The sequence below is a fragment of the Nocardia sp. NPDC003183 genome (assembly GCF_053590715.1).
In genome coordinates this window covers 115,792-132,160 of sequence record NZ_JBSFTG010000014.1, presented here as the reverse complement: position 1 = coordinate 132,160, position 16,369 = coordinate 115,792, and the positions used below count along the sequence as shown (strand labels likewise).

The 16,369-nt window shown below is 68.1% G+C and carries 14 protein-coding genes and 1 tRNA gene; 8 read left to right on the top strand and 7 right to left on the bottom strand.

Translation table 11 applies throughout. From position 1 onward, the window contains the following. Window positions 1-200 precede the first annotated feature (200 nt). Window positions 201-908, bottom strand: coding sequence for a MazG family protein (locus ACWDXS_RS29070; RefSeq protein WP_449970430.1), 708 nt, complete (start codon window positions 906-908; stop codon window positions 201-203). Further along, window positions 905-4,519 (bottom strand): transcription-repair coupling factor, encoded by a 3,615-nt coding sequence (gene mfd / locus ACWDXS_RS29065; protein ID WP_449970427.1) that lies wholly within the window; start codon window positions 4,517-4,519, stop codon window positions 905-907. The genes ACWDXS_RS29070 and mfd overlap by 4 nt, the downstream gene beginning before the upstream one ends. Window positions 4,520-4,737: 218 nt before the next feature. Here mfd and ACWDXS_RS29060 point away from each other — a divergent pair, with 218 nt between their 5' ends. Beyond that, a complete protein-coding gene (locus ACWDXS_RS29060; protein ID WP_449970424.1) occupies window positions 4,738-6,021 on the top strand; it encodes a hypothetical protein in 1,284 nt (427 codons plus the stop codon). An 88-nt stretch (window positions 6,022-6,109) separates the two neighbouring features. After that, window positions 6,110-6,733, top strand: coding sequence for a TIGR03085 family metal-binding protein (locus ACWDXS_RS29055; protein ID WP_378993169.1), 624 nt, complete (start codon window positions 6,110-6,112; stop codon window positions 6,731-6,733). Between the two features lie 4 nt (window positions 6,734-6,737). Here ACWDXS_RS29055 and ACWDXS_RS29050 read toward each other — a convergent pair whose 3' ends face one another. Together ACWDXS_RS29050 and ACWDXS_RS29045 are read right to left on the bottom strand one after the other, a co-directional pair. Beyond that, entirely contained in the window at window positions 6,738-7,385 is a 648-nt protein-coding gene (locus ACWDXS_RS29050) for a TetR/AcrR family transcriptional regulator (RefSeq protein WP_358071707.1), read from the bottom strand. 160 nt (window positions 7,386-7,545) lie between these two features. After that, window positions 7,546-8,223: a TetR/AcrR family transcriptional regulator gene (locus tag ACWDXS_RS29045; RefSeq protein ID WP_378993171.1), complete on the bottom strand. Its 678-nt coding sequence runs from the start codon at window positions 8,221-8,223 to the stop codon at window positions 7,546-7,548. A 188-nt stretch (window positions 8,224-8,411) separates the two neighbouring features. Between ACWDXS_RS29045 and ACWDXS_RS29040 the strand changes: the two genes are divergently transcribed. From ACWDXS_RS29040 to ACWDXS_RS29015, 6 genes are all read left to right on the top strand, one after another. Next, window positions 8,412-8,482, top strand: a tRNA-Gln gene (locus ACWDXS_RS29040). A 91-nt stretch (window positions 8,483-8,573) separates the two neighbouring features. Continuing rightward, complete coding sequence (glmU, locus tag ACWDXS_RS29035) at window positions 8,574-10,064, top strand: bifunctional UDP-N-acetylglucosamine diphosphorylase/glucosamine-1-phosphate N-acetyltransferase GlmU (protein WP_378993172.1); 1,491 nt, start codon at window positions 8,574-8,576, stop codon at window positions 10,062-10,064. Then, window positions 10,061-11,041 carry a ribose-phosphate diphosphokinase gene (locus ACWDXS_RS29030; RefSeq protein WP_056813833.1) on the top strand — a complete coding sequence of 327 codons (981 nt, stop codon included), beginning with the start codon at window positions 10,061-10,063 and terminating at the stop codon, window positions 11,039-11,041. The genes glmU and ACWDXS_RS29030 overlap by 4 nt, the downstream gene beginning before the upstream one ends. Before the next feature lie 205 nt (window positions 11,042-11,246). After that, window positions 11,247-11,873, top strand: coding sequence for a hypothetical protein (locus tag ACWDXS_RS29025; protein ID WP_387445837.1), 627 nt, complete (start codon window positions 11,247-11,249; stop codon window positions 11,871-11,873). An 86-nt stretch (window positions 11,874-11,959) separates the two neighbouring features. Next, window positions 11,960-12,625, top strand: coding sequence for a DUF2461 domain-containing protein (locus ACWDXS_RS29020; protein ID WP_449970417.1), 666 nt, complete (start codon window positions 11,960-11,962; stop codon window positions 12,623-12,625). A 65-nt stretch (window positions 12,626-12,690) separates the two neighbouring features. Continuing rightward, the gene (locus ACWDXS_RS29015) at window positions 12,691-13,065 is read left to right on the top strand and encodes a hypothetical protein (protein WP_387445836.1); all 375 of its coding nucleotides are present in this window, start codon (window positions 12,691-12,693) and stop codon (window positions 13,063-13,065) included. Window positions 13,066-13,177: 112 nt separating this feature from the next. Here ACWDXS_RS29015 and egtD read toward each other — a convergent pair whose 3' ends face one another. From egtD to egtB, 3 genes are read right to left on the bottom strand one after another with little or no spacing between them, the layout of a single operon-like run. Then, a complete protein-coding gene (egtD, locus tag ACWDXS_RS29010) occupies window positions 13,178-14,149 on the bottom strand; it encodes an L-histidine N(alpha)-methyltransferase (protein WP_378993180.1) in 972 nt (323 codons plus the stop codon). Then, the gene (gene egtC / locus ACWDXS_RS29005; protein ID WP_449970413.1) at window positions 14,146-14,988 is read right to left on the bottom strand and encodes an ergothioneine biosynthesis protein EgtC; all 843 of its coding nucleotides are present in this window, start codon (window positions 14,986-14,988) and stop codon (window positions 14,146-14,148) included. The genes egtD and egtC overlap by 4 nt, the downstream gene beginning before the upstream one ends. Continuing rightward, window positions 14,988-16,322, bottom strand: coding sequence for an ergothioneine biosynthesis protein EgtB (gene egtB / locus ACWDXS_RS29000; RefSeq protein WP_449970410.1), 1,335 nt, complete (start codon window positions 16,320-16,322; stop codon window positions 14,988-14,990). Before egtB ends, egtC begins: the two co-directional genes overlap by 1 nt. Window positions 16,323-16,369: the final 47 nt, after the last annotated feature.

Here is a 16,369-nt window from a genome sequence, read left to right as displayed (position 1 = left end):
AACCTCACCTCGACGATCGCCGGACCCCTGCCCCGCCGCGGACGGCGAGCTGCTTCGAGTCTAAAGCTGTGTGGCCCTTGCCCGCTGGCGCGCGCACGATTGTCCACAAGATCTCAGCAACGTCTCAGCCGCCGACGCCGTCCACCCACCCACGGAGCATCGTTAGCTCAGCGGTAGCCGAGGCCGTCTGCGCGTGATGCTCAGCGCGGCCAGAAGGTATGCCAGTCATCCGCGCCGAGCGGGGACCGAGCGCCTCGTTCGGCTTCGGCGGCGTCTTCGGCGGCGCGGATGGCGGTCGCGAAGTCGACGGCCGCTGTGCGGAGCCGTTCCTCGGCCGAATCCGGGCCGCCCAGTTCCACCACGCGCAGGGTGTCCGGGACGAGGTCGGCGGGCAGGCCCGCGTTGGCGCTGCGGGTGCGGATCTTCTCGGCGAGAGCGAGAGCGGGCTGGGCCATGGCGATGCCGTCGAGGCAGGAGCGCCGGGATTTCTCCGCGGATTTGCGCTCCTCCCACGCCTTTTCCTGCGCCGCGATCTTGGCGGCCACCGAGGTACCCGAGGAGAAATCGGCATCGGTGAGGTAGGGACTGCGATGGACGAGTTTGCCGACCAGGGTCGCCGCCACGTCGTCGACGGTGAACTCGCCCGCGTGTTCGGCGATTCGGGAGTGGAACAGCACCTGCAACAGCAGGTCGCCGAGTTCTTCCTTGATGGTTTCGGCGTCGCCGGCCTGGATGGCGTCGAGGAGTTCGTAGGTCTCCTCGAGGAGATAGGGGCGCAGCGAATCGTGGGTTTGGGTGCGCTCCCAGCCGCCGAAATGCCAGAGGCGATCCATCACCTCGACGGCGTCGGACAGTCCCGCGGCGACGACCGCGGTGTCGGCCTGTTCCTGGGACGTCTCCTGGCTCATCGCGCCGCCGCGGCTTCTGTCGGCACCGAAAGATCCACCATCCCCTGGGGTTTACCGTCCAGCACCAGCAGCAGATCGGCGACGAATTGCAGCACTGCCACGTCGCGCACCCGGTCGGCGCCGACGCTGTCGGTGATCCGCGGCAGCGGCAAGGTGATCAGCCCGCTCGCCGGGCGATAGTTGGCCGCGGGGTAGATCCGCTTGAGCCGAAGCTGTTTGGAATCAGGAAGATTCAGCGGCGCGATCTTCAGCGACGAGCCGGTGACCACGATCTCGGACACGTCGTACTCGCGCGCCAGCAGGCGCAGCTTGGCCACCGCCACCAGTCGCCCGACCTCCACCGGCAGCGGGCCGTAGCGGTCGACGAGCTCCTCGACGACCGCGGCCAGGGCCGAATCGTCCTGGGCGGAGGCGAGTTTGCGATAGCCCTCGAGCCGCAGCCGGTCGCTGGCGATGTAGTCGGGCGGGATGTGCGCGTCGACGGGCAGATCGATGCGCACCTCCTTGTTCTCCTCGGTAACGATCGGCTTGCCGTCGGCGGCCGCGCGGTAGGCCTCCACGGCCTCGCCGACCAGTCGCACGTACAGGTCGAAGCCGACACCGGCGACATGACCGGACTGTTCGGCGCCGAGCACATTGCCCGCGCCGCGGATCTCGAGGTCCTTCATCGCCACGGCCATACCCGCACCCAGATCGGAGTTCTGCGCGATGGTGGCCAGGCGGTCGTAGGCGGTCTCGGTGAGCGGCTTCTCCGGCGGATACAGGAAGTACGCGTAGCCGCGCTCACGGGAACGACCGACACGACCACGCAACTGGTGCAGCTGCGAAAGGCCGAGGGAATCGGCACGTTCCACGATCAGCGTGTTCGCGTTGGAGATGTCGAGGCCGGTCTCGATGATCGTGGTGCACACGAGCACGTCGTATTCGCGCTCCCAGAATCCCTGCACGGTCTTCTCGAGCTGGTCCTCGTTCATCTGACCGTGCGCGACGACGACGCGCGCCTCGGGCACCAGATCGCGAATCTTCTTGGCGGCCTTGTCGATCGAGGACACCCGGTTGTGCACGTAGAACACCTGACCGTCGCGCATCAGCTCGCGGCGGATGGCGGCGGTGACCTGCTTGTCGTTGTAGGCGCCCACATAGGTGAGCACCGGATGACGCTCCTCGGGCGGGGTGAGGATGGTCGACATCTCGCGGATGCCTGCCAGGCTCATCTCCAGGGTGCGCGGGATCGGAGTGGCCGACATGGTGAGCACGTCGACGTGGGTGCGCAGCGCCTTGATGTGTTCCTTGTGCTCCACACCGAAGCGCTGTTCCTCGTCGACCACCACCAGGCCGAGGTCCTTCCAGCGCACACCGGTCTGCAGCAGCCGGTGGGTGCCGACCACGATGTCGACCGAGCCGTCGGCCAGCCCGGCCAGGATCTCCTTGGAGTCGGAGGCATCGGTGAACCGGGACAGCCCCTTCACCGTCACCGGGAAGCCGGCGACGCGTTCGGTGAAGGTCTGTAGGTGCTGCTGGGCGAGCAGCGTGGTGGGCACCAGCACGGCGACCTGCTTGCCGTCCTGCACCGCCTTGAACGCGGCCCGCACGGCGATCTCGGTCTTGCCGTAGCCCACGTCGCCGCAGACCACGCGGTCCATCGGCACCGCCTTCTCCATGTCCGACTTCACGTCGGTGATGGCGGTCATCTGGTCGACGGTCTCGGTGAACGCGAACGCGTCCTCCATCTCCTGCTGCCACGGGGTGTCCGGGGCGAAGGCGTGACCCGGCGCGGCCTGGCGCGCGGCGTAGAGCTGCACGAGCTCACCCGCGATCTCGCGAACGGCCTTGCGCGCCTTGCGTTTCGTGTTCGCCCAGTCGGAGCCGCCGAGCTTGGACAGGCTCGGCAGTTCGCCGCCGACGTAGCGGGAGAGCTGGTCCAGCGATTCCATCGGCACGAACAGGCGGTCGCCGGGCTGGCCGCGCTTGCTCGGCGCGTATTCGATCACCAGGTACTCGCGGCGCGCGCCGCCGATGGTGCGCTCGATCATCTCGACGAACCGGCCGATGCCGTGCTGGTCGTGCACCACCATGTCGCCCGAGGTGAGGGCGAGCGGGTCGACCTGGTTGCGGCGCTTGGCGGGCAGCCGCTTGCCCTCGGTGGGCGCGGTGACCCGGTTGCCGGTGAGATCGGACTCGGCGACGACCACCAGTCCGGCATCGTCGAAGATCAGCCCGTCGTGCAGCGAACCACACAGCACGCCCACCACTCCCGGCTCCGGCACCCCACCGGCGGGCAGCAGCGCGGCGGGCACTTCGGCCTCGCCGAGCCGTTCCAGTACACGCTGCGCCGTACCGTGACCGGTGACCACGACGACCGCGCGACCGCCGGTGGCGACATGCGCGCGCAGCGACGCGAAGATGGTGGCGACCAGTTCGTCGGACCCGCGGGCGGTGGGCCCGGCGGCCACCGGCAGGTTCACCTCGATCGGGTCGCCGGAGCTGAGCGGGCTCAGCGTCCACCACGGCAGGCCGAGTTCGTCCGCGCTGGTGTGCAATTCGGGCAGGCTGCGGTAGCCGGAGGCAGCCAGGTCGAGGCCGTTGGCGCCCAGCGGCGCGTCGCTACCGAACGAGGCGGCGGTCCACGAGGCTTCGAGGAACTCCTCGCCGGTGCGCACGAGATCGGCTGCGCGGGTACGGATCTTCTCCGGGTCGCACAGCAGCAACTGGGTGCCCCCGGGCAGCGCCTCGGTGAGCAGGCTGAGCTTGCCCGGCGCGAGGACCGGCAGCAGGGCCTCCATGCCGTCGACGGGGATGCCCTCGGCGATCTTGTTCAGCATCTCGACCAGGGAGGCGTCGGCCTCGTTGTCGGCGGCGACCGCGGTGGCGCGCTCGCGCACCGGCGTGGTGAGCAGCAACTCGCGACACGGCGGCGCGACCACCATCTCGACGGTGCTCTCGGTGAGCGATCGCTGATCGGCGACCGAGAACGGGCGGATCTCGGTCACCTCGTCGCCCCAGAACTCCACGCGCACCGGATGATCCGCCGTCGGCGCGAACAGATCGAGGATGCCGCCACGCACCGCGAACTCGCCGCGCTTGCCGACCATGTCGACGCGGGTGTACGCGAATTCCACCAGGCGAGTGAGCAATTCGTCGAAATCGTGTTCGCCGCCGACCCGCAGCACCACCGGCTCGATATCGCCGAGCCCGGCCGTCATCGGCTGCATCAGCGAACGCACCGTGGTGACCACCACCCGCAGCGGTTCGGGGTAGACGGGGTCTTCGGGATGGGCCAGCCTGCGTAGTACCTCGAGCCTGCGCCCGACCGTGTCGGGGCCGGGCGAGAGGCGTTCGTGCGGCAGGGTCTCCCAGGACGGGAACATGGCGACCGACGGGCCGAGCATCTCGGTGAGTTCCACGGTCAGATCGTCGGCCTCACGACCGGTGGCGGTCACCACCACCAGGGGACGCTGATCGGCGATCGTCGCGGCGACGAACGGCCGCACGGCCGACGGCGCGACCAATTCCACCCCGGATTTGCCGACCAGATCGGTGACCGTCCGCAGCGCGGCGTCACCCGCGACCACTTCGGCCAGACCGGCGAGCGGAGGACGAAGGGAGGACATTGTTCGCTCCTGAATACGCAGACGGGATAGGCGAGGCAGCCCGTCTCGAAGTCTAGATGAGTGATTCCCGGGGGTCGGCCCGCGGCTGACCCCGGGTGTGAGCCGACTCAGGAGCGACGGATGCCCCGTGAGAGACATCACAGTCGGAACATCGACCAATCACCGAGCGCGCCCACCACGAATCTCCGAAAGCTATACGTCTATCGAGTGGGTGATCTATGACGACCACAGTCGGAATATCAGCGGAACGCACTGTCGTCAGGGGGGTGCTCCTGTCCAACGCACCGGGGAAGAAATCCGAGGTCCTTCAGTCGGTCGAGCAGCGTGTCGAAGACGGGGGCTCGATCGTCCACGCACTCGACGCCCTCGCCGAGGCAGCCCCGGTGATCGCGGATGTCGCCGTGGCGTATCACACTGCGCAGGACCGGCAACAGATCGTCTCGGAGCTCGCGGCCGGCCCGTGGCACACATCATCGCTGGTTTCGACCCGATCGGCACTGTTCGCGCTGGTCGGTGACATGCCGGAACTCGATGAGTTCGGGACCGTGGTGCTGCTAGACCTCGCCGATCACGCCGCGACCGCCGTCGTGGTCGGACCGGATCGTCGGCAGATCCTGGCCTCGGACGCCTGGACCACCGGTATTGCCGAGGGCGCCTCGGCCGACGGTCTCGCGGAATCGTTCGATACCGACGCGATGACCGAGACGATCGGTCGCGTGCGGTCGGTGCTGGCGTCGATCCCGGCGCACCCCGACGCGGTGGCCCTCTGTGGTTCGTCGGCCGCTGATCCCGAGATCGCGGGCGCCCTGCGCTACGAACTCACCGCGCGCGTGGTCCTCGTCCCGGACTTCGCGCAGGCGACGGCGCGCGCAGCCGCGCTGATCGCCGCCGGCCAGGTGCGCAAGCAACTCGCCGAACCACCGCAGGCGCCTCGCCGCCACCGGCGGCTACTGCTGACCGCGGCGGCCCTCGCGGCCTTTCTCGGCGTCGCCGGATTCGCCGCGTCGCAGGCACTGGAGGAGAACTCGCCTGCCATGAACGCGGGTTCCCCTGGCACGACCAGCCTCGCTCCACCGTCGCCGTCAGCGCCTGCCACTGTCGAGACAATCCCTGATGCCTCGCTTCCGGCCTCGCCGCAAGATCGAACCCAACCTGTGACACCTGCTCCGGCAGCGGCGCCGAACCGCTCACCGCAGGCTCCCGCTCCAGCGCCGCCGTCAGCTGCTACGGCCCCCACCACCGCCGGGCCTCGTGATCCAGAACCGCCCACCTGGGTTCCGGCACCCGAAGCCGGTCCCACAGACTCCCCCGAACCGGCGGACACACCGGAAGCGGCCGCACCGAGTGCCGCTGCGACCCCGGCAAAGGTCGGCGCCCCAGGTCCGCAAGGGCTGTTCCCGGGAGAATCACCACCCCCGGCGGCAGGCTCTGACCCCGCGGCGGAACAGGCGTGGTGGGCCAACCATTGGAACCTCAAGCGACGGTGGATGAACGGCGGCTGACGCGCTACAGGCCCGGGATCGCTCGGGAGGCGGCTGCTTGTCGACAGGCTCGGCGCCCTGGATGTCGCGATACGCGTAGGGTCGAGGCGTGAGTCTGGCTCGACGTGAACGCCACGCCCTCGTGGAAACGATGACCGAGGCCGGCCCTGCCGCGCCGACCCTGTGCGGCACCTGGACGGTGCACGACCTCGCGGCCCACCTGGTGGTCCGCGAACGCAGGCCCGACGCGTCGGTGGGCATCGTCTTCCGGCCGATGGCCGGCTACCTGGAGGCCAAGCAGGCCCAGATCGCGCAGCGGCCGTTCGCCGAACTGCTCGAGCTCGTCCGCACCGGCCCGCCGTGGTGGTCGCCGTTGCGCCCGGTCGACGCGGTGGCCAATCTCAGCGAGATGTTCGTCCACCACGAAGACGTGCGCAGGTCCGAACCGGGCTGGGAGCCAAGGCAATTGGCGGCGCGCGACGAGGACCGACTGTGGACCGCACTGCGCACCGTCGCACGCGCGGCCTACCGCAAGTCGCCGGTTCCGGTTGTCCTCGCGACGCCGCAGGGAGCCCGGATCACGGCGCACCGTGGCGACGGCGCCGAAGTGGTGCTCACCGGCACGCCGTCGGAGCTGCTCCTGCACGCCTTCGGCCGCGACGAAGTCCGGATCACCCCGACCGGACCCGAGGCCGACGTGCGGACGGTGCTCGCCACCGACCGCAGCGTGTGAACTACTAGACGACGTAGCGGCGCAGCCTGCGCGCCGCGAACTCCCGGAAGTACGACAGCTTCTCCGGCGGCACCAGCGAGGGCAGCAGGAAGTACCAGGCCCGTTCCATCCGCGCCGCCATCTGCTCCATCGACTCGGTGCCGACCGCGACGATGTGCACGCCCGCGGTCAGTTCCTGGAGCAGCACACCGACCACCTCGGGATCGAGGTCGGCGATCAGGTCGCCCTGGGCGATGGCCCGCTCCGACAGCAACCGGTAGGTCTCGCCCCAGGTCTTGGCGATGTTGTCGCCCTGCGCGCCGCGATAGTCACCGATCTGGTGGGTGAGCTTGAGCATCGCGCCCACCATCGGATCGTTCATCGACAGATCGGCCACCACATAGGTGATCCCGACGGCCGCCTCCAGCGCGGGCACCCGGGAATCGAAGAAACCCTGACAGGATCCGGTCAGGCGCTCGTTGCCCTGATCGACCACCGCCCTGGCCAGCTCCTCCTTGGAGCCGAAGTGAAAGTACAAGGCGCCCTTGGTCACATTGGACTGCGCGATGATTTCGCTGAGGCTCGCGTTGGCGTAGCCCAAACGGAGAAAGACATCGGCAGCGCCAGCAAGGACGGAGTCGCGGGTGATCTCCGCGCGTGCTTGCCTAGCCATCAGATCCGCCTGTCATCCAATAATCCAGCCATCCTGAAGTAGACCGACATCCCGAAATTTGCTCGACATACCGCCCGGCAGCACCCAAAAGGATGGGTGAACCGTACCACCAGGCGGCAAAGTGGCAGCCGAATCATGGATTCGGTCCACGTTGCTTGCGCTAACGTCCGGTTACCCCACCGCTGGTCGGCGTAGTCCCCGTATTCCATTCGGAGCTGAGCCCCGGTTCGGCTTCCAAATGACTCAAACCGTTCCAACACAGGTTGACCAGGTGCGCCGCGACCACCTCTTTGGGCGGGGTGCGCTCGTCGAGCCACCACGTGGCGGTGGTCGAGACCATGCCGACCAGAGCCTGGGCATAGAGCGGGGCGAGGCTGGTATCGAGATCGCGACGGCCGAAATCACCGGCGAGCAGATGGGCCACCTGATTCACGGCCTCGTTGAGCAGGCTCGAGTAGCGCCCGTCGGAGTTGGCGGCGGGCTGGTCGCGGACCAGGATCCGAAAACCGTCGGTCCGCTCCTCGATGTAGGTGAGCAAGGCCAGCGCCACCTGCTCTAATCGCACCCGCGATCGATTGCGGGTGAGCGAGGAGGTGACCATTTCCAGCAACATCGACATCTCGCGATCGACGACCACCGCGTAGAGGCCCTCCTTGCCACCGAAATGCTCGTAGACCACCGGCTTCGACACCTGCGCTCGCTGCGCGATCTCCTCGATCGATGTCGCGTCGTACCCCCGCTCCGCGAACAAGGCGCGACCGATCTCGATCAGCTGCTGCCTGCGCTGCGTACCCGTCATCCTGGGCCTGGTGGCCCGCCCCGGCTCACTGGACGACATGCGTGCCCCCGCCTCTCCGCGTTTCGACTCACGAGAAATCAGTACGTGCGTTCCAGAAGGCTAACAACGGCATCCGAGCACGGACGCGACAGGCGTACACAAGATTCGCCCGAGGGCGGGATCGTGTGCGAGGATCACTGGCGTGCCGTAGCACAGTGGTGGGCTCCGAGAGCCCACTGGTGTGGCGATCCGCCGTAGTGTAATGGCAGCACCTCTGATTTTGGTTCAGATAGTTCAGGTTCGAGTCCTGGCGGCGGAGCACACGGACACACAGTGACGTATCGTCGGCCCGCACCATCTACCGACCGAACCCGCCACAGCACTCGCTGACAGGCAGCCGAGGGAGATCCATGCCACCGCAGACCGCCGTCGTCGTTCTCGCAGCAGGTGCTGGAACGCGAATGCGGTCGAAGACTCCGAAAGTGCTGCACCCGTTAGCAGGACGGTCGATGCTCTCGCACGCGCTGCACGCCGCCGTCGAGATCGATCCGACCCACCTGATCACCGTTGTCGGGCACGACCGGGACAAGGTCGGAGCCGCCGTCGCGGACGTGGGTAAGGAACTCGGCCGCGAGATCGTGTGCGCGGTGCAGGAGCAGCAGCTCGGAACCGGACACGCGGTGCAGTGCGCACTGGGTTCGATCCCCGCGGACTTCGACGGCGACCTTCTCGTCACCTCGGCCGATGTGCCGCTGCTCGACGGGCACACGCTGTCCGCGCTGCTCGACGAGCACCGCAGCTACGCCGAACGGCCCGCCGTGACGGTGCTGACCTTCGTGCCCGACGACGCCAACGGTTACGGCCGGATCGTGCGCGACGACGACGGCCAGCTCGCCGAGATCGTCGAGCACGCCGACGCCACCCCCGAACAGGCCAAGATCAAAGAGGTCAACTCCGGCGTCTACGCGTTCGACGCGTCGGTACTGCGCACCATGATCGGGCGGCTGTCCACCGCCAACGCCCAGCACGAGCTCTACCTCACCGACGTGCTTCGACTGGCCCGCGAGGCCGGTCGCCCCGTGCACGGCGCGCGACTGGTCGACTCGAACAAGGTCACCGGCGTGAACGACCGGGTGCAGCTGTCCCAGGCGGGCGCCACCCTCAATCGCTACATTCTCGAACGCCACATGCGCGCGGGCGTCACCATCATCGACCCGGCGACCACCTGGATCGACGCGAGTGTGCGGATCGGGCGCGACGCCGTGCTGCGGCCCGGTACCCAGCTCTTCGGCAGCACCGAGATCGGCGAGGACGCCGAGATCGGGCCCGACACCACGCTCACCGACGTGCTCGTCGGAGTCGGCGCGAGTGTGATCCGAACGCACGGAACGCACGCTCAGATCGGCGACGGCGCGTCCATCGGCCCGTTCAGCTACCTCCGCCCCGGCACCGTCGTGGGCGAGGAAGGCAAACTCGGCGCGTTCGTCGAGACCAAGAACGCCTCGATCGGCGCGCACTCGAAGGTGCCCCACCTCACCTACGTCGGCGACGCGACGATCGGCGAGCACAGCAACATCGGCGCTTCCAGCGTTTTTGTGAACTATGACGGAGTGAACAAGCACCACACCGTGGTTGGTTCCCACGTGCGAACAGGTAGCGACACCATGTTCATCGCGCCGGTCACCGTGGGTGACGGCGCCTATACGGGTGCGGGTACTGTACTGCGCAGAAGCGTTCCACCGGGTGCACTTGCTGTGTCGGGTGGGCCACAGCGCACTTTTGAAAACTGGGTGCAGCGCTACCGTCCAGGAACCGCTGCGGCGCGCGCGGCGGCGGAAGCCATCGCGGCAGACGAGACGTCTTCGAAGACAATCGAGCAAAAGGATGGCAACCAGCAGTGACCGCGTTCTCGATCGACAACCAGAAGAACTTGATGCTCTTCGCCGGCCGGTCACATCCTGAGCTGGCCGAGCAGGTCGCCAAGGAACTCGACGTCGACATCACCCCGCAGACCGCGCGTGACTTCGCCAACGGTGAGATCTTCGTCCGGTTCGAGGAGTCGGTCCGCGGTTCCGATGCCTTCGTGCTGCAGAGCTTCCCCGCGCCGCTCAACCAGTGGCTGATGGAACAGCTCATCATGATCGACGCGCTCAAGCGCGGTTCGGCCAAGCGGATCACCGCGGTGCTGCCGTTCTACCCGTACGCGCGCCAGGACAAGAAGCACCGCGGCCGCGAGCCGATCTCGGCCCGCCTGGTCGCCGACCTGCTCAAGACCGCGGGCGCCGATCGCATCATCAGCGTCGACCTACACACCGACCAGATCCAGGGCTTCTTCGACGGCCCCGTCGATCACATGCACGCGCTGGTGCAGCTGTCGGACTACATCCGCACCAACTACCCGTCGGACAACCTCGCGGTGGTCTCCCCCGACGCGGGCCGCGTGAAGGTCGCCGAGAAGTGGGCCGACGCGCTCGGTGGCACGCCGCTGGCGTTCATCCACAAGACCCGCGACCCGCTGGTGCCCAACCAGGTGAAGTCCAACCGCGTCGTCGGTGACGTCGAAGGCCGCACCTGTGTGCTGATCGACGACATGATCGACACCGGTGGCACCATCGCCGGTGCGGTGAAGGTCCTCAAGGAAGCCGGCGCGGGCGACGTCATCATCGCGGCCACCCACGGTGTGCTCAGCGATCCGGCCGCCGAGCGCCTCGCCAACTGTGGCGCCAGGGAAGTCGTCATCACCAACACGCTGCCGATCAGCGAGGACAAGAAGTTCCCGACGCTGACCGTGCTGTCGATCGCGCCGCTGCTGGCCCGCACCATCCGCGAGGTCTTCGAGAACGGCTCGGTCACGGGCCTGTTCAACGGCAACGCCTAACCGCCTCCCCGCGACTTTTGGCCAGACTGAGGCGCGGGGTGGGGTGGGGACGCGGCAAGCCTTCAGAGGTTGAGGGTTAGCTCGTGCCCGGTGAGTTACCCATGTTCTCTCGAGACCAGTCGGTGCGTTTGTCCTCGGACAATGGCGCACCGGCTGGTCTTTGGTGCATGGTGGTCCTGTAATTCGGGACGTGACAGGGGGCGGCATGGGGACTGAGCCGGAGCGGCGGGTCGAACTCGGTAAGGATCAGGGTGTGCCGCGGGTGCAGGACGCGCCGGAGGTGGCTGATCCGGTGGGCGGGGAACCATGGGGTGGGATCGCCGATCCGGTAACCCCTGACGACGCGACGTCGTATCCCCCACCGCCCGCCGCTCAGCCCTGGGCTGGGGTCGCGAATCCGGCTGTCGAGTTGCCGCCGTATCCGCCGCCACCGCCGGGGCCGATGTTTCCCGCGCCCGGGTATCCCGCTGTCGGCAATGCCGCGCCGATATATCCCGCTTCGGGCTATCCGCCGCCTGGTCGGGCTCCTTACGGAGCGCCGCAATACCCGGGGCAGTTCCCGTCGCCGCCTCCGCCGGGGTACGGCTACCGCGACAGCACGCCGGTGTGGTCGATCATCAGCTTCTGTTGTGTCGCGGCGTCGGTGCTCGGCGGGGTGATGCTGTGCGGGCTGCCGGTGCTCGTCACCGCGCCGACGGGAGTCGTGCTCGGGCTGGTCGGACATGCCAAGGGTGAGCCGATGGGCAAGTGGGCGGCGATCGCCAACGGGGCCATCGCGGCGTTGGCCGCGGTTCTGGTGCTCGTGTTCGTGGCACTGATCGGCGGTCTGTGAGCCTCGGCGGGCGATACTGGTAGGGGTAGCCGGCTCGATCGCCACGCCGCCCCCGTCCCCGAACAGAACTGAGAAACGCCGCACCGATGGACGCTTTCACCGGATTCCCGCTCGCCGGACTCGACTTCTACGAAGACCTGGAGGCCGACAACTCGAAGGCCTTCTGGAACGCGCACAAACACCTCTACGACGAGGCCGTGCGCGCACCGATGGTCGCGCTCGCCGCCGAACTGGCGGCGGAATTCGGACAGGCCAAGATCTTTCGGCCCTACCGTGACGTCCGATTCTCGGCCGACAAACTGCCCTACAAAACCCACCAGGGCGCGGTGGCGGGTGTGTCGCCCGGCGTCGGCTGGTACGTGCAGATCGGGGCGGCGGGATTGTTCGTCGCGGGCGGCTGCTTCCGGCCCTCGCCCACCGCCTTGGCTGTCCTGCGGGCCACGATCGACGACGAGGTGCGCGGCGCGGAACTGGAGAAGATCCTGGCCGCGACGACGGCAGCCGGTTTCACTCTCGGCGGCGACAAGCTCAAAACCAAGCCGAAGGGCTACGCCATCGACCATCCACGCATCGACCTGCTGCGCCACAAGTCCCTGACCGTGCACCGCGAGTTCGGCGCACCGGAGTGGCTCACCACCCCGGCCGCGGCCACCGAGATCCGCCGCGCCTGGAACGACCTGCGGCCGCTCGTCGAATGGTTCGCCGCCGTCCTCCACGGCGTCCCGGAGGACACCAGCGCCAGACGCCCGTAGCCGACGACCGCCCGGCCCGGGCGTGGTTCGTGACGGACGGCCGTCGGAGGCCGATACTGGAGACCATGAGCCGTGAACCGTTGGACATGGACATGGGCGACGACGATCAAGCCGACGACATCGTCGAATACGAACGCTATGTGGAAGACCCGCCCGCCGACTATGTGATCCGCAATCACGAAGCCGACGCCGACGGCTTCCTCGGCATCAACGAGGAAATCTCCGAGGAGTACACCGAGCGCGGGTCCCGCCGGGAGGCGATGGAAGAGGACGAACGCCCCGCCGAGGAAAGCGCGATGCGCGTAGTCGGCGACGACGATGTCGACGGCGCCCTCTTCGACGACGACGCCGTCAACGGCGAGGAAGGCGTCGAAAAGGACCTGGAGGGCGACGAGAACCTCACCAGCGGCGAATACCTCGCCGACGAACTCGACCTCTGACCACCCGTCCCGCTCCATGACATCACCGCCGACACACCCCGCTGCGTGACGGCTCGGTTGCCGCCCTCCTGACCTGACCGCCGGCGCGCTCGGCCCGCCCCGAAGCCAGGACTCAGCGGCGTTCGGACAGAGACAAGATGAAGCGGTTGTCGGGGTCGGTCCAGGTGTGGGTGGGGGTGAAGCCGGCTCGGTGCAGTTCGGCGGCGAGGGAATCGGGGCGGAACTTGGCGGAGATCTCGGTGCGCATCTCTTCGCCCGCGGCGAAGTCGACGGTGAGGTTCAGACCGGCGACGGTGGCCGTCATCGCCTCGGTGGCGCGCAGGCGCATTTCGATCCACTCGTTCTCGGCGTCCCAGAGGGCGACGTGGTCGAATTTCTCGGGGACGAAATCGGCGTCGAGACGGTGGTTGAGGACGTGCAGGACATTGCGGTTGAATTCGGCGGTGACGCCCGCGGCGTCGTCGTAGGCGGGGACCAGGATCGCCGGGTCGATGACCAGGCCCGCGCCGAGCAGCAGCAGCTCGCCGGGTTCGAGGACCTCGTTGATGCCCGCCAGGAATTCGGCGCGCTCGGCGGGGACCAGGTTGCCGATGGTGCCGCCGAGGAAGGCGATCATGCGGCGGCCACCGCGGGGCAGGTTGTGCAGGGTGTCGGTGAAGTCGCTGACCACGCCGTGCACGGACAGGTTCGGGTACTCGGCTGCGATCTCGTCGGCCGCGCCGCGTAGTGCCGAGGCCGAGACATCCTGCGGAACATAGGTTTTCAGCGAACCTTCGGCGGTGAGCGCATCCAGCAGCAGACGGGTCTTGGCGGCCGAGCCCGAGCCGAGCTCCACCAGCACCTCGGCGCGAGCGGCCGCGGCGATCTCGCCGACGACCCGCTCGAGCAGGGCTCGCTCGGTGCGGGTCGGGTAGTACTCGGGCAGTTCGGTGATCCGCTCGAAGAGCTCGCTCCCGCGTGCGTCGTAGAACCACTTGGGCGGCAGCGACTTCGGGTCGGCGGTGAGACCGGTGCGGGCGTCGGTGCGCAAGGCCGCGGTGAGATCGTCGTCGGTGAGGTGGATGTCCAGCAGCGGCGCGGTCATGAACGGACCCTTTCGGTAGCGGGGAGTTCGAGTGCGGTGATGGTGCAGTGGCCGGGTGTGGCGGTGACCAGTTGGTGGTCGACGACGGATTGCCAGCGTGGGTCCGCGTCGTAGGGTTCGGACGAGAGCACGGCGTAGTCGTCGGTGACGAGCACCGACAGCGCATGCCAGCAGGTGGTGCCCCACAGCTGGATTCCGTTGCCGAGCAACAGGTTCAGGCGAGCGCTCGGCTGATACCGGAGAACGGTCGCGACCAGCAGCTGTAGGGCGTCGGCCGGGGAAGTGACGGGACCGGCGGGGTCGATCTCCCCGAGCAGGCCGCGCAGCAGCACCCACAGTGCGGCGGAATCGGTGAGCGCCTCCGCCTGCAGCAGCACCGCGGGTGAATCGAACAGCGTTGCGGTGGTGCAGACTTCGCGCAGATCGGCGACGACGGCGACGAGCGTGGTTCGCCAGTCCGGCACGACGCCGTTGTGGCTGAAGGCCCAGTGTTCGTCGGTGAAGGGCGCGCAGGCGCAACGCTCCACCGGCATGCCGACGGTGGCCGAGCGGACGGCGGCGACGACCGACCGGGATTCGAGCTGCCCGAGCACTTCGGCGACGGCGGGGTCGGTCCAGATCGGGGCGTGGTTGCGGTAGCGGGTCACCGCGTCGCGGGCACCCTCCGTTCCCACATCGGCGCGGCGCCACCAGGCCACGCCGAAGCCGTCGGCGTTGATGGTGCCGCCCGCGCGCATGTCGACCGGCGCCCAGGACTGGCTGTAGAGCGAGTGGGGGCCGCGCAGAATCAGCTCGCCGATCCCCACCGGCGGGCCGACGTAACCGAGGTGCCTACACATCAGAGTTCGTCCTCGCGCAGATCTCGGGCGAGCCGGAACCCGGCGAAGATCTGCCGCCGGATCGGGTGATCCCAGTTGCGGAAGGTGGCACGGCAGGCGACCTCGTCGGTGCCGAAGGATCCGCCGCGCAGGATGCGGTAGTCACCGCCGAAGAAGACCTCCGAGTATTCGCGGTAGGGGAACGCGCGGAACCCGGGGTAGGCCTCGAAACCCGAGGAGCACCATTCCCAGACATCGCCGATGAGCTGGTGCACGCCGGTGGCCGACGCACCGGCCGGATAGGCGCCGATCTCGGCTGGTTCCAAATGTCGCTGGCCGAGATTGGCCAGGTGCGCGTCCGGTTGGTCCTCGCCCCACGGATAGCGCCGCGACGCACCGGTTTCCGGGTCGAAGCGGGCCGCCTTCTCCCATTCGGCCTCGGTCGGCAAGCGCTTGCCCGCCCATCGCGCGAAGGCCTCGGCCTCGAACCAGCACACATGCACCACCGGCTGATCGAGCCGCAGCGGGGTGCGGACGCCGAATGCCGTGCGCGTCCACCCGTCACCGTCGCGCTCCCAGAACTGCGGAGCGACCAGGCCTGCCTCCCCGCGGTGCGCCCAGCCGCGCTCCGACCACAGCTCGGACCGGTCGTAGCCCCCGTCGTCGAGGAAGGCGAGAAACTGCCCGTTGGTCACCGGCGCGACATCGATCGCGAAGCCGTCGACGTGCACCGGATGGGCGGGGCGTTCGTTGTCCAGCGCCCAGGGATCGGCCGAGGTCCCCATCAGGAATTCACCTGCGGGAAGGATGATTTCGCCACCTGCGGACGCCTGGGCGACCGGAGCGGGCGGCGCTGACAGGACCGGCGCGCCGATTCGCAATTGATGGGTGGCGAGCATGGTCTCGTCGTGCTGCTGTTCGTGCTGAGCGATCATGCCGAACGCGAAACCGTTGTCCACCAGCGGATTACCGGCCAGATCACTGGAATCGAGGACGTCGAGGACCTTTTCGCGCACCGAGCCGACGTAGCCGCGCGCCTGCTCGGGGTTGAGCAGCGGCAACGCGGGCCGGTTCGACCTGGCGTGCTTGAACGCGTCGTAGAGCTCGTCGATATCGGCCCGCACCGCGTCGCGGCCTCCGACATCGCGCACCAGCCACAGCTCTTCCTGGTTCCCGATATGCGCCAGGTCCCAGACCAGCGGCGACATCAGCGGCGAATGCTGCGCGACGAGATCGGCTTCGTCCACGCTCTCGGTGAGCAGGGCGGTGCGGCGGCGAGCACGCGACAGGACCTCGGCGATGCGGGCACGCGTCCGGTCGCGGTCACTGTGGTCGGCGGGGGCGGAAAGAGTCACGAGAGCTCCGAAACAGGCAGGTCGACAACGACTTCGGACAGAAGGAC